The sequence below is a fragment of the Actinophytocola sp. NPDC049390 genome (assembly GCF_044466355.1).
In the GTDB taxonomy this organism is placed as follows: Bacteria; Actinomycetota; Actinomycetes; order Mycobacteriales; family Pseudonocardiaceae; genus Actinophytocola.
The window spans coordinates 275826-298081 of record NZ_JBITMQ010000012.1 but is presented as its reverse complement, the minus strand read 5'-3'; the positions used below and the strand labels follow the sequence as shown (position 1 = coordinate 298081).

The 22256-nt window shown below is 69.9% G+C and carries 21 protein-coding genes; 9 read left to right on the top strand and 12 right to left on the bottom strand.

Annotated elements, in window-relative coordinates; all coding sequences use genetic code 11:
• Window positions 1-10: 10 nt before the first annotated feature.
• The 4 genes from ACIBVP_RS31105 to ACIBVP_RS31090 are packed head-to-tail and all read right to left on the bottom strand — an operon-like array spanning window position 11 to window position 5187.
• Window positions 11-2086, bottom strand: coding sequence for an alpha-galactosidase (locus ACIBVP_RS31105; protein WP_396109941.1), 2076 nt, complete (start codon window positions 2084-2086; stop codon window positions 11-13).
• On the bottom strand, window positions 2083-2964 hold the full coding sequence (locus ACIBVP_RS31100; protein ID WP_396109940.1) for a carbohydrate ABC transporter permease: 882 nt from the start codon (window positions 2962-2964) through the stop codon (window positions 2083-2085). Before ACIBVP_RS31100 ends, ACIBVP_RS31105 begins: the two co-directional genes overlap by 4 nt.
• Window positions 2961-3896 carry a carbohydrate ABC transporter permease gene (locus ACIBVP_RS31095; protein ID WP_396109939.1) on the bottom strand — a complete coding sequence of 312 codons (936 nt, stop codon included), beginning with the start codon at window positions 3894-3896 and terminating at the stop codon, window positions 2961-2963. The genes ACIBVP_RS31100 and ACIBVP_RS31095 overlap by 4 nt, the downstream gene beginning before the upstream one ends.
• On the bottom strand, window positions 3889-5187 hold the full coding sequence (locus ACIBVP_RS31090; RefSeq protein WP_396109938.1) for an ABC transporter substrate-binding protein: 1299 nt from the start codon (window positions 5185-5187) through the stop codon (window positions 3889-3891). Before ACIBVP_RS31090 ends, ACIBVP_RS31095 begins: the two co-directional genes overlap by 8 nt.
• Before the next feature lie 608 nt (window positions 5188-5795).
• On the opposite strand from ACIBVP_RS31090, the gene ACIBVP_RS31085 reads away from it, so the two are divergent.
• On the top strand, window positions 5796-6581 hold the full coding sequence (locus ACIBVP_RS31085) for a DeoR/GlpR family DNA-binding transcription regulator (RefSeq protein ID WP_396109937.1): 786 nt from the start codon (window positions 5796-5798) through the stop codon (window positions 6579-6581).
• Window positions 6578-7663: a galactose-1-phosphate uridylyltransferase gene (gene galT, locus ACIBVP_RS31080; RefSeq protein ID WP_396109936.1), complete on the top strand. Its 1086-nt coding sequence runs from the start codon at window positions 6578-6580 to the stop codon at window positions 7661-7663. The genes ACIBVP_RS31085 and galT overlap by 4 nt, the downstream gene beginning before the upstream one ends.
• Window positions 7664-7838: 175 nt before the next feature.
• Here galT and ACIBVP_RS31075 read toward each other — a convergent pair whose 3' ends face one another.
• Window positions 7839-8246 carry a 4-oxalocrotonate tautomerase family protein gene (locus tag ACIBVP_RS31075; RefSeq protein ID WP_396109935.1) on the bottom strand — a complete coding sequence of 136 codons (408 nt, stop codon included), beginning with the start codon at window positions 8244-8246 and terminating at the stop codon, window positions 7839-7841.
• Between the two features lie 92 nt (window positions 8247-8338).
• Between ACIBVP_RS31075 and ACIBVP_RS31070 the strand changes: the two genes are divergently transcribed.
• From ACIBVP_RS31070 to ACIBVP_RS31050, 5 genes are all read left to right on the top strand, one after another.
• Window positions 8339-8977 carry a winged helix-turn-helix transcriptional regulator gene (locus tag ACIBVP_RS31070; RefSeq protein ID WP_396109934.1) on the top strand — a complete coding sequence of 213 codons (639 nt, stop codon included), beginning with the start codon at window positions 8339-8341 and terminating at the stop codon, window positions 8975-8977.
• 72 nt (window positions 8978-9049) lie between these two features.
• Entirely contained in the window at window positions 9050-10747 is a 1698-nt protein-coding gene (locus ACIBVP_RS31065; protein WP_396109933.1) for a formate--tetrahydrofolate ligase, read from the top strand.
• Window positions 10744-11166 (top strand): cyclodeaminase/cyclohydrolase family protein, encoded by a 423-nt coding sequence (locus ACIBVP_RS31060; RefSeq protein ID WP_396109932.1) that lies wholly within the window; start codon window positions 10744-10746, stop codon window positions 11164-11166. The genes ACIBVP_RS31065 and ACIBVP_RS31060 overlap by 4 nt, the downstream gene beginning before the upstream one ends.
• A 42-nt stretch (window positions 11167-11208) precedes the next feature.
• On the top strand, window positions 11209-12075 hold the full coding sequence (locus tag ACIBVP_RS31055; protein ID WP_396109931.1) for a class I SAM-dependent methyltransferase: 867 nt from the start codon (window positions 11209-11211) through the stop codon (window positions 12073-12075).
• Window positions 12057-12551: a GNAT family N-acetyltransferase gene (locus ACIBVP_RS31050; RefSeq protein WP_396109930.1), complete on the top strand. Its 495-nt coding sequence runs from the start codon at window positions 12057-12059 to the stop codon at window positions 12549-12551. Before ACIBVP_RS31055 ends, ACIBVP_RS31050 begins: the two co-directional genes overlap by 19 nt.
• A gap of 202 nt (window positions 12552-12753) precedes the next feature.
• Here the strand turns inward: ACIBVP_RS31050 and ACIBVP_RS31045 are convergent, their stop codons facing one another.
• The 5 genes from ACIBVP_RS31045 to ACIBVP_RS31025 are packed head-to-tail and all read right to left on the bottom strand — an operon-like array spanning window position 12754 to window position 17774.
• Window positions 12754-13830, bottom strand: a complete 1077-nt coding sequence (locus tag ACIBVP_RS31045) for a hypothetical protein (RefSeq protein WP_396109929.1) — start codon at window positions 13828-13830, stop codon at window positions 12754-12756.
• 2 nt (window positions 13831-13832) lie between these two features.
• A complete protein-coding gene (locus ACIBVP_RS31040; protein WP_396109928.1) occupies window positions 13833-14639 on the bottom strand; it encodes an ABC transporter permease in 807 nt (268 codons plus the stop codon).
• Complete coding sequence (locus ACIBVP_RS31035; protein ID WP_396109927.1) at window positions 14636-15535, bottom strand: ABC transporter permease; 900 nt, start codon at window positions 15533-15535, stop codon at window positions 14636-14638. The genes ACIBVP_RS31040 and ACIBVP_RS31035 overlap by 4 nt, the downstream gene beginning before the upstream one ends.
• On the bottom strand, window positions 15532-16572 hold the full coding sequence (locus ACIBVP_RS31030; RefSeq protein ID WP_396109926.1) for an ABC transporter ATP-binding protein: 1041 nt from the start codon (window positions 16570-16572) through the stop codon (window positions 15532-15534). Before ACIBVP_RS31030 ends, ACIBVP_RS31035 begins: the two co-directional genes overlap by 4 nt.
• Window positions 16569-17774, bottom strand: a complete 1206-nt coding sequence (locus ACIBVP_RS31025) for an extracellular solute-binding protein (RefSeq protein ID WP_396109925.1) — start codon at window positions 17772-17774, stop codon at window positions 16569-16571. Before ACIBVP_RS31025 ends, ACIBVP_RS31030 begins: the two co-directional genes overlap by 4 nt.
• A 270-nt stretch (window positions 17775-18044) precedes the next feature.
• On the opposite strand from ACIBVP_RS31025, the gene ACIBVP_RS31020 reads away from it, so the two are divergent.
• Together ACIBVP_RS31020 and ACIBVP_RS31015 are read left to right on the top strand one after the other, a co-directional pair.
• The gene (locus tag ACIBVP_RS31020; protein WP_396109924.1) at window positions 18045-18431 is read left to right on the top strand and encodes a YciI family protein; all 387 of its coding nucleotides are present in this window, start codon (window positions 18045-18047) and stop codon (window positions 18429-18431) included.
• Window positions 18428-19660 carry an RNA polymerase sigma factor gene (locus tag ACIBVP_RS31015; RefSeq protein WP_396110016.1) on the top strand — a complete coding sequence of 411 codons (1233 nt, stop codon included), beginning with the start codon at window positions 18428-18430 and terminating at the stop codon, window positions 19658-19660. The genes ACIBVP_RS31020 and ACIBVP_RS31015 overlap by 4 nt, the downstream gene beginning before the upstream one ends.
• Before the next feature lie 447 nt (window positions 19661-20107).
• Here the strand turns inward: ACIBVP_RS31015 and ACIBVP_RS31010 are convergent, their stop codons facing one another.
• Window positions 20108-21322 (bottom strand): RNA polymerase sigma factor, encoded by a 1215-nt coding sequence (locus ACIBVP_RS31010; protein WP_396109923.1) that lies wholly within the window; start codon window positions 21320-21322, stop codon window positions 20108-20110.
• Between the two features lie 31 nt (window positions 21323-21353).
• Window positions 21354-22046, bottom strand: coding sequence for a FadR/GntR family transcriptional regulator (locus ACIBVP_RS31005; protein WP_396109922.1), 693 nt, complete (start codon window positions 22044-22046; stop codon window positions 21354-21356).
• Between the last annotated feature and the right edge of the window lie 210 nt (window positions 22047-22256).

Sequence of the window (22256 nt, the reverse complement as noted above, 5' to 3'; positions counted from 1 at the left end):
TCTGGCCGAGCTACACCGCCTTCACGTGGAGGAGCCACGCCTGTTCCGGCATCAGCACCGGCGGCCGGAGCCCGACCTCGGTGAGCACCCGCCCCGGCACGACGCGCGGAGCGTTCTCCGGCACCGGAACCTGCTGCGTGCGGGGTGCGCCGCCGGGCGTCACGGGCGTCACCTCGTACCGGCGCGCGGGGTCGAGCCCCGGCAGCCGTACGGCCGGCGGCACGGTCCGTGCCGACGACGTGAGCTGTGCGTAGCCGAACACCGCCTCGGTGCCGGACACGACGCCGGTCAGCGTCGCCGACGGGTCGGCGACGTCGCCACGCACCAGCGTGCCGCTGTGCAGCAGCCCGCGCACCGACTTGTAGAACGCGATCGCGTCGGCCAGCCCCTGCTGCTCACCGGCGGACGCCGACGCGATGTCCCACTCGATGCCGAAGTGCCCGAACAACGCCGTCGCCGCCCGGAACGACAGGTCCTGCGTGCGGCCCGTGGTGTGCGAGTGCGGCGGGCCGACGTGCGCGCCGATCAGTTCCAGCGGCAGCAGCAACGCGGTCCAGCGCTGGATGGTCTGACGTTCGAGCGCGTCGTTGCAGTCGCTGGCCCACACGCGGTCGGTGCGCGCCAGGATCTCCAGGTCGGTCCGGCCGCCGCCGCTGGAACAGCTCTCGATCTCCACGCCGGGGTGCCGGGTGCGCAGTTCGTCCAGCAACCGGTATGTGGCGAGCGTTTGCGCGTGTGTCCTGACGCCGATGAGGTCGCGGTTGTGGTCCCACTTGAGGAACCGCACGTCGTTGTCCCGCAACAGTTCGTCGAGCCGCGCCAGGATGTACGCGTACGCCTCGGGGTTCGCGAGGTCGAGCACCTGTTGGTGGCGGGAGGTCGGCGGGAGCGTGCCGTCACCGGGGGCCAGCACCCAGTCGGGGTGCGCGCGGCACAGGTCGGAGTCCGGGTTGACCATCTCCGGTTCGACCCAGATGCCGAACTCCATGCCCAGCCCGGTGACGTGGTCGATCAGCGGTGACAGCCCGTCGGGCCACACCCCTTCGTCGACGTACCAGTCGCCGAGGCCCGCGGTGTCGTCCCTGCGGTGCCGGAACCAGCCGTCGTCCAGGACGAACCGTTCCACGCCGATGCGTGCGGCCACGTCGGCGAGGCCCTTGAGGCGTGTCAGGTCGTGGTCGAAGTAGACGGCCTCCCACGTGTTCAGCACGACCGGCCGCGCCCGCACGGGGTGCGACGGCCGCGCCCGCAGCCACCGGTGGAACGCGGCGGTGACGCCGTCGATCCCGGCGGCGGAGTAGGCCGCGTACAGCCACGGCGACGTGTAGGTCTCCCCCGGCGCGAGCACCACCTCGCCGCTGCCGAGCAGCTCACCGCCACCCAGCACGCCACGTCCCTCGTGGACGCGTTCGGCGTAGGTGACGTGGTTGCCGCTCCACGCGACGTGCACGGCCCACACCTCGCCGGTGCGGAACCCGAAACCGCTGGTGCCTGCCAGGATCGCGGGGGTGGCGTCGTGGCCGGTGCGGCCGCGGCGGCTCTCCCGAACCCACGAGCCGAGGTCGAAACCCCGCCGCTGCGGGTGCTTCTCGCGGATCCACCGGCCGTGGAAGTCCAGCAGCTCGGTCGCCTGCTCGGGCACCGGGAGAGCGCTCTCCACGCCTTCCAGTGTGTACGCGCGGGACCCGTCGTTGCGCAGTTCGTGCCGGACACGCAGGACTCCCGACGGCGCCAGCTCCACCGTGGACCGGACGCTCAGCCCGCCGCCTTCGAGGTCGAACACGGCCTCCGACGCCGACCGCGCCACCGACGTCCGGGCGAGCGACGGCAGCCAGCCACCGCCGGAACGGTGTCCCCGCAACCCGGGCCGCCCCGGATAGCCCTGCCGGGCCGACGGCAGCAACCCGATCGGGATGGGCACGTCCGGCGCGTTGTTCGGGATCGGCGAGACGGCCCCGTCCGCCAGCCCGCGCAGCTCGTCGTCGGTCAGGTCGCCGAGCGGCGCGCCCCAGTGGACGACCGACGGCAGGTCACGCGCGTCGATCACCACGCTGACGGTGTCGGCACGCAGGTGGACGATCGTCATCCCTTGGTGGCTCCCAGCGTGAGACCGGCTCGCAGGTGCCGCTGCAGCAGGAAGAAGATCACGAGCGTGGGGATCGCGACGATCACCGAACCGGCGGACAGCAGGTTGTAGTCGGTGAAGAACTGGCCACGCAGGTTCTGCAGCGACGACGTCACCGGGAACTTGTCGCCGGTCCGCATGAACGCGACGGCCCAGAAGAAGTCGTTGTAGACCCACGTGATCTGCAGCGTCGCCAACGCCGCGAGCGCCGGGCGGCACAGCGGCAGCACGACCTGCCAGAACTGGCGGAACACACCGGCGCCGTCGACGAGCGCGGCCTCCGTCATCTCCTTCGGGATCGTCTTCATGTAGTTGCTGAGCACGAACGTGCAGAACCCGGTCTGGAACGCGATGTTCACCGCGATGACCGCGTAGTACGTGTCGTAGAGCGAACCGGAGTCGCTGAACCAGAACGGCACCTCGATGTTGAGGAACATCCGGAACAGCGGCACCAGCAACGCCTGCTGCGGCAACAGGTTCGCCGCCGTGAACAGGGCGAGCAGCGCCAGGTTGAACTTGAAGCTGTAGCGCGCGAGCACGTACGCGGCCGACGACGCGAGCAGCAGCGTGATGACCACCGACGGCACGGTGATGATCACCGAGTTCCAGAACGTCTGCCCGAAGTTGCCGCGCGTCCAGGCGTTGACGTAGTTGTCGATGGTGAAGCCGCCGAACGAGAAGTACCCGTGCGTGGACGTGAAGTCGTAGTCCCGCAACGAGTTGTAGACCGCCCACGCGACCGGGAAGAGCCACCCGACCGCCATCACGGTCAGGAACACGGTCAGCACGACCCGTGCGGGCCGCCTGCGCCTGCCGACTGCCTGAGACGTTGTGGTCATCGCTGCTCCCGCATGACCTGGATCAGGTAGATCACGATGAACACCGTCGAGATCGCGATCATGATGGTGGCGAGCGCGGACCCGAAGCCGACGCGGCTCGCCTCACCGATCACGTTCTGCGTGACCAGTGTGGAGATCAGCTCGAGCCCGTTGCGGCCCTTGTTGATCACCCAGACGATGTCGAACGCACGCAGCGACTCGATCACCGTGATCACCAGGACCACGATGTTCACCGGCCGCATCACCGGCCAGATGACCTTGAAGAACGTGCGCACCTCGCCCGCGCCGTCGACGGCGGCGGCCTCGCGCAGCGCCGGGTCGACGGCCTTCAGGCCCGCCAGGTAGAGCAGCATGATGTACCCGGTGTGCCGCCAGCCCGCGGCGACGAGCACGGCCCACAGGTTGATGTCCGGGTCGCCGAACCAGTCGGTCTGGCCGCCGAACACGGCGTTGAGCAGGCCCTGGTCGCGGGAGTAGATGAGCTGCCAGATGAAGCCGATCAGCGCGAGCGACAGCACGACCGGCAGGAAGAAGACGCTCTGGTAGATCCGGGAACCGCGGATCTCGCGGTCGAGCAGCACCGCCAGGAAGATGCCGAGCAGTGTGGGCCCGAAGAAGAACACGACCAGCCAGATCAGGTTGTGTTCCATGGCCGGGCCGAACGGCGGGTAGTTCGACGTGACGTCGGTGTAGTTCTGCCAGCCGACGAAGTTCATGTCGCTGACGTTCCCGATGCCGTTCCAGTCGGTGAACGACAGCACGATCGTCGAGATCGCGGGGAACCACACCAAACCGGTCACGATGACCGCGGGCACCGCGACCATCAGCACGACGGTCAACTTGTCCATCGTGGACAGGGTGCGCGCGTGCTTCGACCGGGGCGCACGGGCTTTCCGCGCCGTGCGCTCCGGCCGGGTCATCAGGTCAGCCACCGAAGATCGACTTCTTCTGGCTCTCGATGTTCTTCGTCAGGCCGGCCACGTCATTCGGGTTCTTGATGAACTCCTGCAGCGACGGGATCATCACGGTCGACGCGAAGTCGGGCCGGGTGTCGCGGTCGAGGAACTGCGAGATCGACTTGGCGCCGCTGACCAGCTCCTCACCCTTCTTCTGCAGCGCGTTGTAGCCGCTCTTGTCGGCGTCGTTGTGCGCGCCGATGTTGTTGGGGTCGGACTTGAGGTAGGTGTCCTCGGCCTTGGCCGTGCCCAGGTACTTGAGCAGGTCCCGCGCGCCGTCCTCGTTGCGCGGGCGGGCGGCCATCATGAAGCCGTCGATCGGCGCCTCGACCACGTCCGAGCCGACCGCCGGGTCGATCTCGGGGAACGGGAAGAAGTCCAGGTCGTCGCGGTCCGGGCCCTCGGGGAACTGCTGGCCGACGAACATGCCCAGGGTGTACATCCCGGACTCCTTGTTCAGCAGCGACTGCGCCGCCTCCTGCCAGGTGCGGCCGAGCGCGTCGGGCTGGTGGAACGGGAGGATCTCCCGCCACGCGTCGAAGACGGCCTTGACCTCGTTCGACTCCCACGACTTCTCGCCCGCCATCAGTTCCTTGTGGAAGTCGTAGCCGTTGATGCGCAGGTTGAGGTAGTCGAACGTGCCCATCGCGGGCCAGCCGTCGGAGTCGCCGAACGCGATCGGGTTGAGGCCGTCGGACTTCATCTTCGTGGCCAGGGCGACGAAGTCGTCCATGGTCTTCGGGGCCTCGTAACCCTTCTCGGCGAAGACGCTCTTCCGGTAGAAGACCGCCCACGGGTAGTAGTAGAGCGGCACGAAGTACTGCTTGCCGTCCGAGCCGGTGGACTGCTGCTTCATCGCGTCGGAGAAGCCGCCGCCGATCTCGGCCCACACGTCGCTGATGTCGCCGACCAGGCCCTGCTCGGCGAAGAACTGCATGCGGTAGCCGGCGAACCAGCCGAACACGTCGTCCGGGCCGCCCTGCAGGTAGTTGTTGATGTTCTCCTGGAACGAGTTGTGGTCGATCGTGTTGACCTTGACGTTCCCGGAGAAGCCCTTCATCACGTCCGCGATGGCCTTCTTGGGCACCTCGTCGGACCAGTTCGAGCCGAGCGTGACGTCACCGCCGCCGCCACCCCCACCGTTGCCGCCGCCGCACGCGGCGAGACCTGCGAGCGCACCCGCGCCGAGCATCCCCTTCAACAGCGTGCGCCGTCCGACGTTGATGGCGGAGACGCCGCCTGCGCCGAACGAACGAGGGCTCATCATTGTGCGCCTCCTCAGGGAGCGGCCAGAAAACCAACACTTGTGAACGTGACCTCTCAGAATCGAAACCATTGCGGGCGACGCGGGCGCCTGTCAAGGGGGCGACGCGAAACCGGTGGTGGTTTCGTGACCTATCCCGTTCACCTGGTTGACATGCGATGCACGCTCCGTAGACGTCCGATCTCTGAGCGCTCTTGCCTGGTCACACCCTGCGGCGATATGGTCTGGACCATTACGGGACCCGCTGCCACCCGGGCCAGGTGGTGGGCTTCGGTCGCGGTGTTCACCGCACACCGCGACCGGCCGGTGCGGTGGAGGACTGCGGTGATGCACAGTCATCGACTTCGTCCTCCACCGCGTTCGGCCGGACACGCGGTTCCTCCACTTCCCGCACGTGCGCACATATGTCAACATGAGCGAGGCACGGGGTTGGCGCAAACGTCGGATCAACAGGCGACGTGTCCACATCGGTACGAGGATTGCCCCAGGAAACGACCGGTACGGTCGGCGGATCGGGGTGTGCGATGCTGGCGTCTAGGCCTGTGCGAATGAGTCGGTTTATGATTGAACCGGCGATCGACCCGGGGGTGCCCTACCGGTTGGGAGAGGCAATGCTGGCAGCGGAGAGGCAAGCCCGGATCGTCGAGGAGATCCACAGGCGGGGCGCGGTCCGGGTCATCGAGTTCGCGCAGATGCTCGGCGTCTCCGACATGACGATCCGCAGGGACCTGGACGCACTCGCGCAACAGGGGCTGCTGGACAAGGTGCACGGCGGCGCGACCCGCGCCCGCTCGGCCAGCACCGAGGAACCCGGCTTCGAGGCCAAGTCGCTGCGGCAGCAACCGGAGAAGGAGGCGATCGCGCGCGCCGCGGTCGAGCTGGTCTCCCCCGGCACCGCCGTCGGGCTGTCGGCCGGGACCACGACGTGGGCGCTCGCGCACGCGCTGCGCGCGGTCGACGGACTCACGATCGTCACGAACTCGATGCGGATCGCGGACGTGCTGCACGCGCCACCGCGCACGGACCAGAACGTGGTCGTGGTCGGCGGTGTGCGCACCCCGTCGGACGCGCTGGTCGGGCCGATCGCGGTGTCCGCGCTCGCGCAGCTGCACCTGGACATCGTGTTCCTCGGCGTGCACGGGATGGCGGAGCGCGCCGGGTTCACCACGCCGAACCTCCTCGAGGCCGACACCGACCGCGCGCTGGTCGCGGCGGGCCGCGGCCTCGTCGTGCTCGCCGACCACACCAAGTGGGGCATGGTCGGGCTGTCGACGATCGCCCGGCTCGCCGACGCGGACGTGGTGATCACCGACGACGGCCTGCCCGCCGACGGCAGGGAGATTCTCGCGGAGCACGTCGACGACCTGCGCATCGTCAACGTCGAGGCGGTCAAGTGAAGCGAACCGAGGCACGTCTGGCCGACGGCCGGGAGATCATCTACTTCGACCACGACACCGCCCCCGCGCGCGAACCGCACGACCCGCGCCGGCTCGACCCGGTGTCGACGGCGTCGCAGATGCGGCACGACCCGGTGCTCGACGAGTGGGTGATCCTGGCCGCGCACCGGCAGACCCGCACCTACCACCCGCCGACCACCGACTGCCCGCTCTGCCCGTCCACACCGGACCGCCACACGGAGATCCCGTCCCCGGACTACGACGTCGTGGTGTTCGAGAACCGCTTCCCGTCGCTGTCCATGCACGCGGTCGGCGACGCGGGCCCCGGCCTGCCACCGTTGGTGGAGCACCGGCCGGGCGTCGGCCGCTGCGAGGTGGTGTGCTTCACGAGCGACCACGACGCCGCGTTCGCGACGCTGAAGCCGGAACACGCCCGGCTCGTCGTGGACACGTGGGCGGACCGCACCGCGGCGCTCGCCGCCTTGCCGGGCGTGGAGCAGGTCTTCCCGTTCGAGAACCGCGGCGAGGCGATCGGGGTGACGCTCGCGCACCCGCACGGCCAGATCTACGCGTACCCGTTCGTGACGCCGAAGAGCCGCCAGATGCTGGGCAACGCGGCGTCGTACCACGCCCGCACCGACCGCAACCTGTTCACGGACGTCCTGGCTGGCGAACGTGACTCGGGCACCCGGGTGGTCGCGACGTCCGCGCACTGGACCGCCTTCGTCCCGGCGTACGCCCGCTGGCCCGTGGAGGTGCACGTCTACCCCCACCGCCGCGTCCACGACATCCCGTCCCTGACCGACTCGGAACGCGACGACTTCGCCCTGCTGTACCTGGACGTGCTCCGCCGCCTCGACGGGTTGTACGCGCAGCCGTTGCCGTACGTGGCGGCGTGGCACCAGGCGCCGGTGTCGGACCCGCTGCGTGCGCACGCGTACCTGCACCTGCAGGTGTCGTCGATCCAGCGGGCCGCCGACAAGCTGAAGTACCTGGCGGGTTCGGAGACCGGCATGGGCGCCTTCATCACCGACGTCCTCCCGGAAGACGTGGCGGACCGCCTGCGCGCCGTGGTCGTCTAGCCAGCCACGTCACAAGCTTCCCCGCGAGAGTAACCCCGTCCGGTCCAGAACCCGCGAGTCGCGCGCCCAGACATGGCGAGTCGTACGTCTCGTGCAGATGCGCTCGTCGGGCATGTGCACGAAACACACAACTCGGTATGTCTGACAACGCGACTCGCGGTGTCTGTGGGGCGGGTTACGCGTTCAGCTTCTCGATGGCCGCCACCACCTCCGGCATCTCGGAGCCGAGCCTGCCCGCCCACGCCGCGTTCTCCAGCGGGTAGTGGTTCATCAGGATCAGCGTCTCCTCGGTGTTGGCGAGGTCGCGGTAGGCCTCGTCGACCGCGGCGAGGATCTTCGTGACCATCGCCGACTTGGCCTCGAGGCTCGTCAGCTCGGGTGCCTCGAGGAAACAGACCGGCTTGACCGGCTCGGCGCCGATCCGCCCGTCCGTCGCGACGTTGTCCGGCGGGTACTCACGCAGCCAGACCCGTACGTCGGGAATCGGGTACGCCTCGTCGATCGCCTCCGTGATCGCACGCATCATCTTCCGCTTCGCCGCCGGCTGGACGCCTTCCGGCGCCTCCACGAACATCTGTGGCATCACTCCTCCTACTTTCTTTTAGGAAGTACTTCATTCCTAACTGAAAGTGTAAATGCGGTCAAGAGCAAGTGCGAATGTGTACGATGGGAACCATGGCGACGACCCGCCGGTACCACGACGGCTGCGCGATCGCGACCGCGCTCGACCACGTCGGCGAACGCTGGTCGATGTTGATCGTCCGCGAACTGCTGCTCGGCCCGAAGAGGTTCACCGACCTGCAGGAGGGGCTGCCCGGCGCGGGCCCGAAGATCCTGGCCCAGCGGCTGCGTGAGCTGGAGGACACCGGCATCCTGCGCCGCCGCACGCTGGCGCCGCCCGCGAGCTCCCAGGTGTACGAGCTGACCGAGTGGGGCGCCCGCCTGGAGGACGTCATCGTCGCACTGGGCCGGTGGGGCGCGGAGTCGCCAGAGCCGTCCGACGAACACGTCGGCGCGGACTCGGCCATGCTCAAGCTGCGCAGCTTCTTCCGCCCGGACGAGTCGTGGACCGCGACCTACGAGGTACGCCTCGGCCGCAACCGCTTCACCGTCCGCGTCACCGACGGCGAGCTGACCGACGTGCGCCGAGGTGAGCCCACCACCCCGGACGCGACCGTCGACACCGACTCCGACACGTTGGACGACGTCATCGGCGACGCCCAGGCCCTCGCCACCGCCATCGACAGCGGCCGGCTCACCGTCACCGGCGACGAACACGCCGCCCGCCGCCTGTTCACGGCGACCCGGCTCTGACCGTTGCGGCACGGATCCGCGCGCGCTGGTTGACTGGCGGGCAGCACACCGGTGATCCCGAGGAGCGCATTCATGACCTTCCCCACCGACCTGGAGATCGCGCGTGGCGCGAAGCTCAAGCCCATCGACGACGTCGCCGCCGACATGGGGCTGCCACCGCACCTGCTGGAGCCCTACGGACGCGACGTGATGAAGATCGGACTGGGCGCGATCCACGAGCTCTCCGACGCGCCACGCGCCAAGTACGTGCTGGTCAGCGCCATCACGCCGACCCCGCTCGGCGAGGGCAAGACGACCACCACCGTCGGGCTGGGCCAGGGTTTCAAACACGTCGGCAAGCAGGCCACCATCGCCGTCCGCCAGCCGTCCATGGGCCCGACGCTGGGCATCAAGGGCGGCGCCGCGGGCGGCGGGTACGCCCAGGTCGTGCCGATGGAGCTGCTGAACCTGCACCTCACCGGCGACATGCACGCCGTCACGGCCGCGCACAACCTGCTCGCCGCGATGGTCGACAACCACCTCCACCAGGGCAACGCGCTCGGCCTCGACGTCGGTGAGATCACCTGGCGGCGCGTGCTCGACATGAACGACCGCGCGCTGCGCAACATCGTGATCGGGCTCGGCGCCAAGGCCGACGGCGTCACCCGCCAGACCGGCTTCGACATCACCGCCGCGTCCGAGGTGATGGCCGCACTCGCGCTCACCACCGGGCTCGACGACCTCCGCGAGCGGCTCGGGCGGATCGTCGTCGGCTACACCACCGACGGTGAACCGGTCACCGCGGAACAGCTGGAGACCGCCGGCGCGATGACGGTGCTGCTGCGGGAGGCCATCAAACCGAACCTCATGCAGACCCTGGAGAACACACCCGTACTGGTCCACTGTGGACCATTCGGGAACATCGCCACCGGCAACTCCTCCGTCGTCGCGGACCTGATCGGGCTGCGGACCGGTGACTACCTCATCACCGAGGCCGGGTTCGGCGCCGACATGGGCGCGGAACGGTTCTTCAACATCAAGTGCCGGGTGTCCGGGGAGGCGCCGGACGCGGCCGTGCTGGTCGCGACCGTGCGCGCACTCAAGGCGCACTCGGGCAAGTTCAAGATCGTGGCGGGCAAGCCGCTGCCAGCGGACCTCCTCGCCGAGAACCCCGACGACGTGCACGCGGGCGCGGCGAACCTGCGCAAACAGATCGAGAACATCCGCATGCACGGCGTCTCCCCGGTCGTCGCGATCAACGCGTTCCCCGGCGACTTCGCCTCCGAGCACGCCGTGATCCGCGAGATCGCCGAGGAGATGGGCGCGAAGGTCGCCGTGTCCACCCACTTCTCCGACGGCGGCGCCGGCGCGGTCGAGCTGGCGGAGGCGGTCGCCGAGGCGGCGGACGAGCCGAGCGAGTTCCAGCTGCTGTACCCGTCGTCGGCGCCGCTGCGGGAGAAGATCGAGACGATCGCGAAGCGCGTGTACGGGGCGGACGGCGTCAGCTACGCCCCCGCCGCGCGCAGGCAGCTGGACCGGTTCGAGCGCAACGGTTTCGGCGACCTGCCGGTGTGCATGGCGAAGACGCACCTGTCGATCTCGTCGGACCCGAAGCTGCTCGGCGCGCCGACCGGCTGGACGCTGCCGGTGCGCGAGGTGCGCGCGTCGGTCGGCGCCGGGTTCGTCTACCCGATCTGCGGCGACATGCGGACCATGCCGGGCCTCGGCTCGGCTCCCGCGGCGACCCGGATCGACCTGGACGACGACGGCGAGATCGTCGGGCTGTCATGAAGTCCTTCCTGGACGCGGTGGCGGCACGAACGGCGGCACCGGGCGGCGGGGCGGTGGCGGCGACGTCCGCCGCCTCGGCCGCGGCCCTGGTGGCGATGGCGGCCCGCTTCGCCGACGACGAACCGACGGCCACGACCGCCGACGAGCTGCGGGCGGCGCTGCTGCGGCTGGCCGACGCCGACGCGGCCGCCTACACGGCGTTCCTGGCGGCGCGGGGCGAGGCGCGGAAGGCTGCGCTGGCCGCGGCGACCGAGGTGCCCCGGGAGATCGCGGCAGCCGCCACGCGCGTGGCGGAACTGGCCCGTGAGCTGGTCGCGAACGGCAACCCGAGGCTCCTCGGCGACGCCCGCGTCGGCGAACTGCTGGCCGAGGCGGCGGCGAAGGCGGCGACCGTGCTGGTGGAGATCAACACCTCGTAAACCCGTTGGCTACCTCCGCAGTGGGCTGGATAGCCTAGCCGCGTGGGGTATGAACAGCCGCTGTCGTACGTGCTGGGGATGGAGGGGCTCGCGTTGCTGCGGGCCTTCGGCGGGGAGCACGACCGGGCGTTCGTGGCGGCGCGGATCGCCGAGATCCGTGCGCTGCTCGACGACCCGGCCCTGGCCGAGGGCGTGACGTCCACTCCGGTCAGCACGGTCGACGGGTACGGCCTGTGGGCGCCGACGTACGACGGCCCGAACTCGGCGTTCGACGTGGACGAGCCGGTGCTCGCGGAGATCCTGGCGGAGCTGCCGCCGGGCCCGGCGCTCGACGCCGCGTGCGGCACCGGCCGGTACGCCGCGCTGCTCACGTCCCGCGGCCACGACGTGATCGGCGTGGACGCCTCCCCGGACATGCTCGACCACGCCCGCAAACGCTTGCCCGCGGCGGACTTTCGCGTCGGCGACGTGACCGCGCTGCCGGTCGCCGACAGCTCCGTGGACCTGGTGACGTGCGGGCTCGCGCTCACGCACGTCCCGTCGCTGGCGCCGGTGCTGGCCGAGTTCGCCCGCGTGCTGCGGCCGGGCGGGCACGTGGTGATCGCGGACATGCACCCGGAACGCGTACTGCGCGGCGCGGTCCCGTCCCTGCGGGACGCCGAAGGTCGCCCGGTGCGGGTACCGGCCCACCGCCACCTGATCGGCGACTACGTGCGTGCCGCGCTGGCCGCGGGCTTCCAGGTGCGGCGGTGCGTGGAACCGGTGCTGCCCCCTCCTTCCGGGGAACGAGCCACCGATCCGGGCCCGTGGGACGTGTGGCCGTGGTCGCTGGCGGCGCTGGTCCCGGAGGCGACGGCGGCCGCGGACGCGGGGATCCCGGTGATGGTCGTATGGCACTTCCAGCTCTGACCCTGCGGCCACCGGTCCTGGCCGACGAGCAGGTGTTCCGGCAGGCGCACGCACGGCTCGCCGAGGAGGGCTTCGTGTTCGGCCTCGGGCTGTCGGGCCTGGCGTGGCCGTACTACCTGCACCGGCTGGCGGAGGTCGAGGCGGGCAAAGACCCGTACGGCCGGGTGCCCGCGTCGTTCCTGCTGGCGGAGGTCGACGGGGTGGTCGTCGGCCGCACGTCGATCCGCTACGAGCTGGACGAGCAGCTCGCGGTCGAGGGCGGTCACATCGGCTACTGCGTCCTGCCGGAACACCGCGGCCGCGGCCACGCCACGGAGATCCTGCGTCAGAGCCTGGCGCTGGCCCGCGACCACGGCGTGACCCGGGCACTGCTCACGTGCGGCGAGACGAACGTGGCGTCCCAGAAGGTCATCGAACACTGCGGCGGTGTGCTGGAAAGCACCGACGGCCGCACCCGCCGCTACTGGATCGGCTAGCGGCAGGGGTTCCGGCGCGCGCCCAACGGCGGCCTCCGGCCCCCCGAATCCCAGCGTAGCGGCGACCACCGACCGAACCAGCCGACCGCAGCGCGACCATCCACAGCGCCAACCCGCGTTGGCCTCCGGCCCCCGAGATCCAGCCTACCGGCGACCACCGACAGAACCAGCCGCCAAGTTCCCCACCATCCACAGGCGACGGTCAGACCGAGCGCGCCGCCTTCGCCATCGCCGTGATCGTCGGCAGGCGCCAGGCCGGAGCCAGGCCCAGGTGGTAGAAGGCGAGCCCGGTCGCCCCCGCCTTCGCCACGTCGCGGGCGTGGTCGATGAGCCCCTCCTCGGACTGCAGCACCGTCACGTAGGCGTCCACCTGCCGGCCCGCCTCCGCGGCGGCCGCCACCACCGGCGCGCTGTCCGTCGGCCACGCCGGGACCACCAACGCCGACACGTCCGGCCCCGTCGACGGGGTGAGCCCCGGCGACGCGCCCGTCACCCACGGGTCCGGGTGCGCGTGCAGGACCACCGGCACGTCCAGCTCCGACAGCACCTCCGCGCGCAGAAGATCCGTCGCCGCGTGGCGGGTGGCCAGCAACTCGTCCGCGAACGGCACCTCGGCCGACGCGCGCACCGCCTCCCGCAGCGTCGACAGCACCCACACCGGGTCCAGGCCGCGCGACGACCAGCCCTCCTGGCACGCCGAGCAGCAGCACACCGACAGCCACCGCTGCGCGGTCCTCGTCCACGCGTTGTCGGTCTTCTCGTGGTGGGAGCCGTGGACGAGCCCGAGCTGGCCGCACGCCTCCAGCGACACCTCGTCGGCGTCCCGCGCGGCCTCCGCCGCCAGCAGCGCCGCGTACGAGCGCACCTCCTCGTGCGACGGGCACAGCGCGTACGGGTACCGGTCGCCGAAGCAGTTCACCACCGACACGTCCGGGAACTCGGTGCCCAGCCGCGAGTTGTGCGTCAGCACCACCCACGCCGACACCCGCAGCCCGGCGGCACGCAGCTCGGCGGCCGCGCGGTCCCAGGAGTCCGATGTGGACAGCCAGGTGGGCTCGAGCGGGCGCAGCCGCCGCCCCTCCCACACCGAGGCGCGCACCGGCCGGTACAGCGCCGCGTGGGTCGCGTTGACCAGCTGGTGCTTCGGGTGCTGCGGTGTCGCGGCGCGGACCGAGTGGTACGCGGCCGCCAGCGCCACCGTCTCCATGCCCTCCGCACGCGCCACGAAACCCCGGTCACCGAGCACGTCCCACGGATACGCGTGACCGGTGAGCCGCATGCCTACTCCTTCAACCTGGTGACCAGCTGCGTCGGGTTCACGAACCGTAGCGCGATCACCAGCAGGACGAGCATGGATCCGGTGTAGATCACGGCCATCGCGTCCACGGCCTGCTGGGCGCGGATGCCCGCCGAGAACATGGCCTCGTACAACGACACCACGAGCGTCTGGCTGCCCGGCCCGGCGGTGAGGAACGTCAGCTCGAACATGCCGACGGTGCGGACCAGCACGAGGATCGACGCGGCGAGGATGCCCGGCACGAGCAGTGGCGCGAGCACCCGGCCGAACACGGCGGCCGTGTTCGCCCCGCACATCCGTGCCGCGGCCTCGATCTTCGGGTCGATCTGCTCGATGAACGGGGTCATGGTGAGCACCACGAACGGCACCGACGGCACCAGATTCGCGATCACCACACCGGCGATGCCGCCCGCGAGGTCGAACTTGTACAGCACGGTCGCGAGCGGGATGCCGTAGGTCATGGGCGGCATCAGGATCGGCAGCAGGAACAGCACCGTGACGAGCTTCTTGCCGGGGAAGGTCCGGCGCGCGAGCGCGTACGCGGTCGGCACGCCGATCACCACGGACAACACCACGACGGCCACCGCGACCTGCAACGTCACGACCAGCACGTCGAGCAGGTTCATCTCGGCCCACGCCGTCGAGTACCACGACGCGGTCAGCCCGGCGGGCCACCACGTGCCGAACCACTGGGTGGCGAACGAGTTCACGACGACCGAGGCCACCAGGCCGAACAGGTTGACCAGGAAGAACGCGACCGCGCCCCACACGAGCCACGCGGAGAGCCTCATCCCTTGCCTCCCGTCGCGCCGCGGTAGAGCCGGGACCGCCACAGCAGCACCAGCCCGATCACCGCGAGCATCACGACCGCCATGATCATCGCGATGGCCGAGCCGAGCGGGTAGTCGGAGTCGCGGAACGCGGCCTCGTACGCGGCGATGGAGATCACGCGGGTCTCCCCCTGCGGCAACCCGACCAGGTACGCGGACGGGAACACCGAGAACGCCAGCACGAACGTCAGGCAGAACGTGATCGCGAGGCCCGGCGCGAGCAGCGGCAGCGTGATGTACCGGAAGCGGCGCCGCCGGTCCGCGCCCAGCGTCGCGGCCGCCTGTTCGAGCGTGGGGTCGATGCCGGACAGGTAGGAAAGCGTGAGCAGGAACGCGAACGGCAACCCGGTGATGATCAACGAGAACAGCACGCCCCAGTAGTTGTGCACGAGCCGCACGGGTTCGTCGGCGCCGAACAGGGCGAGGATCTTGTTGAACCAGCCGACCGGGTCGAGGTAGCGGATCAGGCCCTCGGCGGTGAGGACGGTGCCGAGCGTGATCGGCACGACGAGGATCGTGGTGAGCAGCCGTTTGCCGCGGAACCTGCCACGCATTCGGTAGGCGATCGGGATCGACGCGAGCACGTTGATCAGTGCGGCCGGGAGCGCCAGCCGCAGGGTGATCCAGATCGTGTCGAACAGGTACGGATCGGAGAAGAACCTGCGGTAGTTGGCGAACGGGCCGCCGCCCTCGCTGGGCTGGAACGACAGCTGGAGTCCATAGAGGACTGGATACGCGAACAGGAGCACGACGAACAGCACGCCCGGCACGAGCAGCAGCAGGGTGCGGTCGACCCCGCGCTCGGCCAGCCGGTGCTTGACGCTCGGTCGGTCCGGCGCTGGTGCGGTGACGGTCATGGCGCGAACACCAGGACCCGCTCGCGCGGCACGTGGAACAGCACCTCGTCGCCGGGCGCGAGACGGCTCTCGGTCCGCACGTGCAACGGTTCGCCGCCGGGCAGTCGTGCCTCGACGGCCTGCTCGCGGCCGTGGTACTCGACGATCTCCACGGCCGCGCGCACGGTGTTCTCGCCCTCGGTGTCGGCGACGGTGACGTCGGTCGGCCGGAACGCGGCGACCGCGTCGCCCTCGGTGAGCCCGTCGCGGTTGACACCTGTCAGGTTGAACCCGTTGCCGGTGACGGTGTCGGGCGCGGACAACCTGACAGGCAGTAGGTTGCGGTATCCCATGAAGGAGGCCACGTACCGGTTGGCCGGGTGCGCGTACACCTGCTCGGGTGAGCCGATCTGCTGCGCCACGCCGTCCCGCAGCACGATGAGCCGGTCGGCGAGCGCGAGCGCCTCCTCCTGGTCGTGGGTCACGTAGACGGTCGTCAGGCCGAGTGTCTGGTGCAGGCGGCGGATCTCGGTGCGCATCTCCAGCCGCAGCGCGGCGTCCAGGTTCGACAGTGGTTCGTCCATGAGCACGAGCCGGGGTTCGAGGACGATGGCCCGCGCGATCGCCACCCGCTGCTGCTGGCCACCTGAGAGCTGTGCGGGGAACTTCGTGGCGTGGCCGGCGAGCTGCACGAGCCGCAGCGCCTCGTCGACGCGGCGGTCCCGTTCGGCGCGCGTCACCTTGCGCATGGCAAGTCCGAACGCGACGTTCTTGCGCACCGACATGTGCGGGAACAACGCGTAGTTCTGGAACACCATGCCGAAGCCGCGTTTCTCGGGTGGCAGTGTGTCGATCCGCCTGCCGTCCACGAGGATCTGACCGCCGGTCAACGGAAGCAGCCCGGCGAGGCAGTTGAGCGCGGTCGACTTCCCGCACCCGGACGGCCCGAGCAACGCGACGAACTCGCCGCCCTTGATGGTGACGTCCAGCTCGCGCAGCGCGACGTGCTCGCCGAACGCGCGGCTGACGTGATCGATGTGCAGCTCGGCGAAGTTCACTTGGTCTTCCCCGACCCGATCTCCCGGTCCCAGCGCTGGAACGCGGCCACCTGCTGCTCCGCCGGGAGCGACGTCTCCTGCGGGTTGTCCGCGATCAGCCGGTCGTACTCGGGCCGCCCGAACTCCTCGATCGCGTCCCGCGAGTCCTGCGGTGCCATGTCCAAGGTGACGTCCTTGACCGCGGGCCCCGGGTAGAAGTAGCCCTTGTCATACGCCTTCGCCTGCTGCTGCGGCCGCAGCATCCACTCGATCAGCGCGAGGTTCGCCGACAGCACGTCCTCCGACACGCCGCGCGGCACGACCGCGTAGTGCGCGTCTGTCACCCAGTGGAAACCGTCGAGCGTGGTCGTCTTCATGTGCGCGGGCACCGTGCCGAGCACGCGCGGGTTGATGTCCCAGCCGGTCGTGGTCGCGACCATGTTGACCGTGCCGTTGGCCAGGTTCTTCATGGTGTCGGTGGTGCCGGTCGGGTAGTAGTCGACGTACTTGCCCAGCTCGGCGAGGTAGGCCCACGTCTTGTCCCAGCCGTTCACCGGGTCCTTCGGGTCCTCGTCACCCAGCAGGTAGGGCAGTCCCATGAGGAACGTGCGGCCAGGGCCGGAGTTGGCGGGCTGTGCGTACTGGAACTTGCCGGGGTTGGCCTTCGCCCAGTCGAGCAGCTCGTCGGCGCTGGTAGGCGGGTCCTTCACCACGTTCGGGTCGTACTCGAGCAGCGGACCTGACGGGTAGAAGGTAACGGTGATCCCCTGTCCCTGCGCGAGCTCCTGCATGTCCGCGGCCGCGGGCAGGTAGTTCTCGGTCAGCTCCGGGAAGCGCGAGGAGAAGTCCGGCAGCAGCGTCAGCACGAGCTCCTGCTCGATCACCGACGCGAGCCCGTCGGTGCCGGTGAGCACGAGGTGCGTCTGCGACTGGCCGCCGCGCTGCTCGGCCTGCAGCTTGCCGGGCATCTCCGGCGCGGTCGCCTTGGTGTAGTTGACCGCGCTGACGATGTCCGGGTGCTCGGCGACGAACTCGTCGATCATGCCCTGCGTGAGCTGCAGGTTGCCGGCCACGTCGAGGATGTTCAGCTCGACCGGCGCCGACGGCTTGTCGGGTACGGTGCTCGGCGCGTTCGCGGGTGCCTTCGTCTCGGGCGCGCCGCATGCCAGCGCGGCCACCAGCACCGCGGTGAGCGCGAAGGTCGACCTCGTTGTCCTACGCATTCGCCACGCTCCCATGTCGGGCCACGTGACCGTCGGTCCACTGTGGATGATCACATGGCGTCGTGACCTCACTTCTGAGCGTAGCGGCAGATTTTCCTGAGGAAAAGGCTTTCCTGCCGTGCGCGCTCCCGAAACTTTCGCCGTCACCCGCACGGCGGCACGGCGGCTGCCGGTCAGGAGATGTCTCGCGAAATTTTCTGCGGCAGGATGTCCTCGGCGGTCCGGCGGCTCCGACGTATCGCTGTAAGCCCCCCGAACGAAGGAGTGACCATGAAGTACATCCTGCTGGCCTACACCAACGCCAAGGCCTGGGAGGAGATGCTGGCCAACTGGGACCCGAACCAGCCCATGCCCAAGGAGGTCCAGGAGGCCTGCGACTTCTACGAGGAGCTGGGCAAGGAGCTGACCGCGACCGGCGAGTTCGTCACCACGGAGGGCCTGTCGGACCCGTCGCACACGAAAACGCTGCGCAGGAGCACCGACGGCGTGGTGGCCACGGACGGCCCGTATGCCGAGGTCAAGGAGGTGCTGGTGAGCTACGCGATCCTGGACTGCGCGTCCCACGAGCGCGCCATGGAGATCGCGGCACGCGTGTGCGACGCGGTCGGCGACACGATCGAGGTCCGGCCCATCCCGTCCGGGCCGGGGCAGCTCTGAGCACGCCAGCCCTCGAGGACCTGCTGCGCGAGCTGGCGCCGCAGGTCCTCGGGGCGCTCGTGCGCCGGTTCGGTGACTTCTCCGCCGCGGAGGACGCGGTGCAGGAGGCGCTGATCGACGCCGCCGTGCAGTGGCCGCGTGACGGCCGCCCGGACAACCCGCGGGGGTGGCTGATCCGGGTGGCGCACCGGCGGATGACCGACCACCTGCGCAGCGAGATCGCGCGGCGGCGGCGCGAGGACACCGAGGGCACGCACATCCCGCGCGACCACTTCCTGTCCCCCGCCGCGGACGCGCCGCCTGCCGACGTCGACGACACGCTGACGTTGCTGTTCCTGTGCTGCCACCCGGACCTGACCCCGTCGGCGCAGATCCCGCTCACGCTGCGGGCGGTCGGCGGTCTGACGACGGCGGAGATCGCGAGCGCGTTCCTGGTGCCCGAGGCGACCATGGCGAAGCGCGTGACCAGGGCGAAGCAGAAGATCAAGGGGTCGCGGTTCCGGCTCCCGACCGCCGCGGACTGGCCCGACCGGCTTGGCGCGGTGCTGCACGTGCTGTACCTGGTCTTCAACGAGGGCTACACGTCGACGTCGGGCGAGTCGCTGCAGCGGGTCGAGCTGGCGGCAGAGGCGATCCGGCTGGCGAGGTTGCTGAACCGGATGCTGCCGGACGACCACGAGGTCGCCGGCCTGCTGGCGCTGATGCTGCTGACGGACGCCCGGCGCGCGGCGCGGACGGGCCCGTCGGGCGAGCTGGTGCCGATGGCGGAGCAGGACCGGACGCTGTGGGACCGCGCGGAGATCGCGGAGGGCGTCACGCTGGTGTCGAAGGCCCTGACGTCGACGGACCGCTTCGGCCCGTACCAACTGCAGGCCGCGATCGCGGCGGTCCACGACGAGGCGGCGAGCGACGAGGCCACGGACTGGCCCCAGATCCTGGCCCTGTACCACCTGCTGGCGGGCATCACGGACAACCCGGTCACCACCCTCAACCAGGCGGTGGCGGAACTGAAGGTCAACGGCCCGGCAGCCGCCCTGGCCACCCTGGACCGAGCGGCCGCCGACGACCGCCTGACCGGCCACTACCGCATCGACGCCCTGCGCGCCCACATCCTGGAAGCAGCAGGAGACCAGGAAGCAGCCCGCACCCACTACCAAAAAGCCGCCCAATCCACCCAAAGCCCCCCAGAACGCACCTACCTACAAAAGAAAGCCACCCCCAACCCCTAACACACCCCCCGGCGAGTCGCGCCCCCACACACACCGACACGTCAGATTCGTGCACACAGACCCCCAGCCAACCCCCCAAGCACCCACACAGAACCGCAACTCACCATGCGCCGAAGCGCGACTCGCGAAACCACCACACCGCGAGTCACGCCCCCACACACACCGACACGTCAGATTCGTGCACACGGGCCTCCAGACAGACCCCCCAAGCACCCACACAGAACCGCAACTCACCATGCGCCGGAGCGCGACTCGCGAAACCACCACACCGCGAGTCACGCCCCCACACACACCGACACGTCGGACTCGTGCACACGGGCCTCCAGACAGGCGGCCCAAGCGCCTGCATAGAACCGCGACTCACCATGTACTGGAGCGCGACTCGCGAGGTCGGGTCTGCACGAAACTGGCAACTCGTACTGTCCGGGGGCGCGACTCGCGAGGGGGTTACCTGTTGGTGGGGTTCTTGGTGGGCTTCTCTTCTGCCTTGGCTGTCTTCCGTGCTTCCTTGGCGGCTTCCTTCGCCGCCTTCTTCTCTGCCTGGCGGTCCTCGTTGGCGTCGACCTGTTCCTCGGCCTTCGTGTTGCCGAGCGGCGGCTTCGGCGGGACCGTCGACGGTCGCGTCGGCACCACCGCCGAGGGCGCTTCTTCGGCAGGGGCCGGCTCCACCACGGCGGGCCTTCCGGCGTGTACCGGCGGCCGCATCGACGGCAGGGGCCCGTTGATGACCGTTTCCGCGGCCGACGTCGGATTGGCGAGCGCGGGCACGTGCGCGAGCGGCGTACGCCCGCCGTTCTCGGGTGCCGACGCCACCGTGGTCACAGCCGTCGCGGCGATCGCGATCACGGCCGCGGCCTTGGCGACGAGCGTCTTCGCGACGGTCGCGGGCGCGGCCGCCGGCAGGTAGGCGGCGGCAAGGGACGCGCCGAGCAGCAGCGGCGCCACCGACGACCGCAGCTCGGCGTTGACCGTCGCGAGCGTGTCGGCGCGGGCACGGCAGTCCGCGCACCGCGCGAGGTGCCTGCTGATCTTGCGGCCGAGCGGGTCGGGCACGCTCCTGCGCACCCACCCGGCGAGCTTCGACACCGTCGCGCGGCACTCGCGGCCCTCGACGTCGGCCAGGTGCGCACGCAGGTACGCCTGCCGCAGCCCTTCCCGAGCCCGGTACGCGAGCGCCGCGACCCCGTTGGGCCGCAGCCCGAGCAGCGGTGCGATCTCGGCGGGCGACTCCTCCTCGACCTCGGTGTGCCACAGCACCGTCCGCCACCGCTCCGGCAGGCTCGCGAACGCGCTGGCCGCCGCGTTGGCGTCCCATCGGTGGACCACCGGATCACCACCCGATCGGGGGAGGTAGGTTTCCGGCACGTCCGCGTACAGCGACACCGTCGCGCCCCGCGCCCCGCTGATGGCGGCGTTGCGGAGCGTGACCAGCAGGTAGGCGCGGAACTCCTCGGTCGGTCCGCGGCCGTCCCGCAGGACCCGTAACACCCGGGTGAAGGCATCCGCGACCAGGTCTTCCCGTTCCGCGAGCGTGCCGGACAGGCACGACGCGGCCCGTTTGGCGGCCTGCAGGTGGCGCTCGTAAAGCGCGCCATACGCCGCGGAGTCACCACGGCGCACCGCGGCGATCAACTCCGCGTCGGACCTCCGGTCCAGTGTCACTCAACCTACCTACCCCGTGCCGACGCGCGCGTCAACGCCAGTCCACGACCTCTCGCATGAGCCCCGGATGCCGCCGCCGCACATATGCGGCGTATTCCGTCATGTGCTCACGCATGAGTTCCTCGGCCCTGGCCGCGTCGCCGTCGATGATGGCGCGGGCGATGTCACAGTGGACATTCATCACCGCGGGCCGTCGCGACTTGGGAAACAGCGGCGGGGAAAGCCGGTCGCGGACAATGTCGCCGAGCGACTGCCCGTACAGGCTCATCACCGGGTTGCCGGACATGGCGGCGACGAGCCGGTGGAAGTCGGCCGCCTCACGGGTGTACTCCTCGTCACCCGTGCGCGCCGGCCGGGTGAATCGGGACATCTCGGAGACCAGGTGCTGGTCGCTTCGTTGCGCGGCGAGCCACGCGAGCGTCGGTTCCATGATCACCATGGCGTCGAGCAGGTCGGCGAACGTCACACCGTCCATCTGGAAGAACAGGGTCGCCATGCGGCCGAAGTTCTCGGTGTGGACCTGGTCGACGGTGGGGCCGCCGCGAGGACCGGGTTTGATCGAGATCAGCCCGTGGACCTCGAGTATGCGCAACGCCTCGCGCAGCGAGCCGCGGCCGACCCGGTACTCCTCGAGCATCTTGGCTTCGGGCGGCAGTTGTGTTCCCGGGGTCAGCTCCTCGGCGCCGATTCGCCGGACGATATCTCGTGCGATCGCCTCTGACACCTTGTCACTGCGTCTGACCGGCCTCCTGGGCGTCCCCGCGCCTGTTGCTGCCACTCGCACATGTTAGCGACGTCGGCGAGATTGTCTCCCATTTTGGTCAGGCTTTTTCCAAAGGCAACGGGAAGATTCCGGGGCCCGGACCGCCGGATATTCCCGGGCAATGGTTTACCCACACGGGTGACGGGCCGACTCAGCATCGCCGCACGGGCC

Bases quoted from the DNA above. Each gene is read 5' to 3' on its own strand.
- ACIBVP_RS31100 (WP_396109940.1), bottom strand. From the start codon at position 2,964: ATGACCACAACGTCTCAGGCAGTCGGCAGGCGCAGGCGGCCCGCACGG.
- ACIBVP_RS31105 (WP_396109941.1), bottom strand. From the start codon at position 2,086: ATGACGATCGTCCACCTGCGTGCCGACACCGTCAGCGTGGTGATCGAC.
- ACIBVP_RS31070 (WP_396109934.1), top strand. From the start codon at position 8,339: ATGGCGACGACCCGCCGGTACCACGACGGCTGCGCGATCGCGACCGCG.
- ACIBVP_RS31085 (WP_396109937.1), top strand. From the start codon at position 5,796: ATGCTGGCAGCGGAGAGGCAAGCCCGGATCGTCGAGGAGATCCACAGG.
- ACIBVP_RS31025 (WP_396109925.1), bottom strand. From the start codon at position 17,774: ATGCGTAGGACAACGAGGTCGACCTTCGCGCTCACCGCGGTGCTGGTG.
- ACIBVP_RS31065 (WP_396109933.1), top strand. From the start codon at position 9,050: ATGACCTTCCCCACCGACCTGGAGATCGCGCGTGGCGCGAAGCTCAAG.
- ACIBVP_RS31090 (WP_396109938.1), bottom strand. From the start codon at position 5,187: ATGATGAGCCCTCGTTCGTTCGGCGCAGGCGGCGTCTCCGCCATCAAC.
- ACIBVP_RS31050 (WP_396109930.1), top strand. From the start codon at position 12,057: ATGGCACTTCCAGCTCTGACCCTGCGGCCACCGGTCCTGGCCGACGAG.
- ACIBVP_RS31035 (WP_396109927.1), bottom strand. From the start codon at position 15,535: ATGACCGTCACCGCACCAGCGCCGGACCGACCGAGCGTCAAGCACCGG.
- ACIBVP_RS31075 (WP_396109935.1), bottom strand. From the start codon at position 8,246: ATGCCACAGATGTTCGTGGAGGCGCCGGAAGGCGTCCAGCCGGCGGCG.
- ACIBVP_RS31020 (WP_396109924.1), top strand. From the start codon at position 18,045: ATGAAGTACATCCTGCTGGCCTACACCAACGCCAAGGCCTGGGAGGAG.
- ACIBVP_RS31045 (WP_396109929.1), bottom strand. From the start codon at position 13,830: ATGCGGCTCACCGGTCACGCGTATCCGTGGGACGTGCTCGGTGACCGG.
- ACIBVP_RS31060 (WP_396109932.1), top strand. From the start codon at position 10,744: ATGAAGTCCTTCCTGGACGCGGTGGCGGCACGAACGGCGGCACCGGGC.
- ACIBVP_RS31040 (WP_396109928.1), bottom strand. From the start codon at position 14,639: ATGAGGCTCTCCGCGTGGCTCGTGTGGGGCGCGGTCGCGTTCTTCCTG.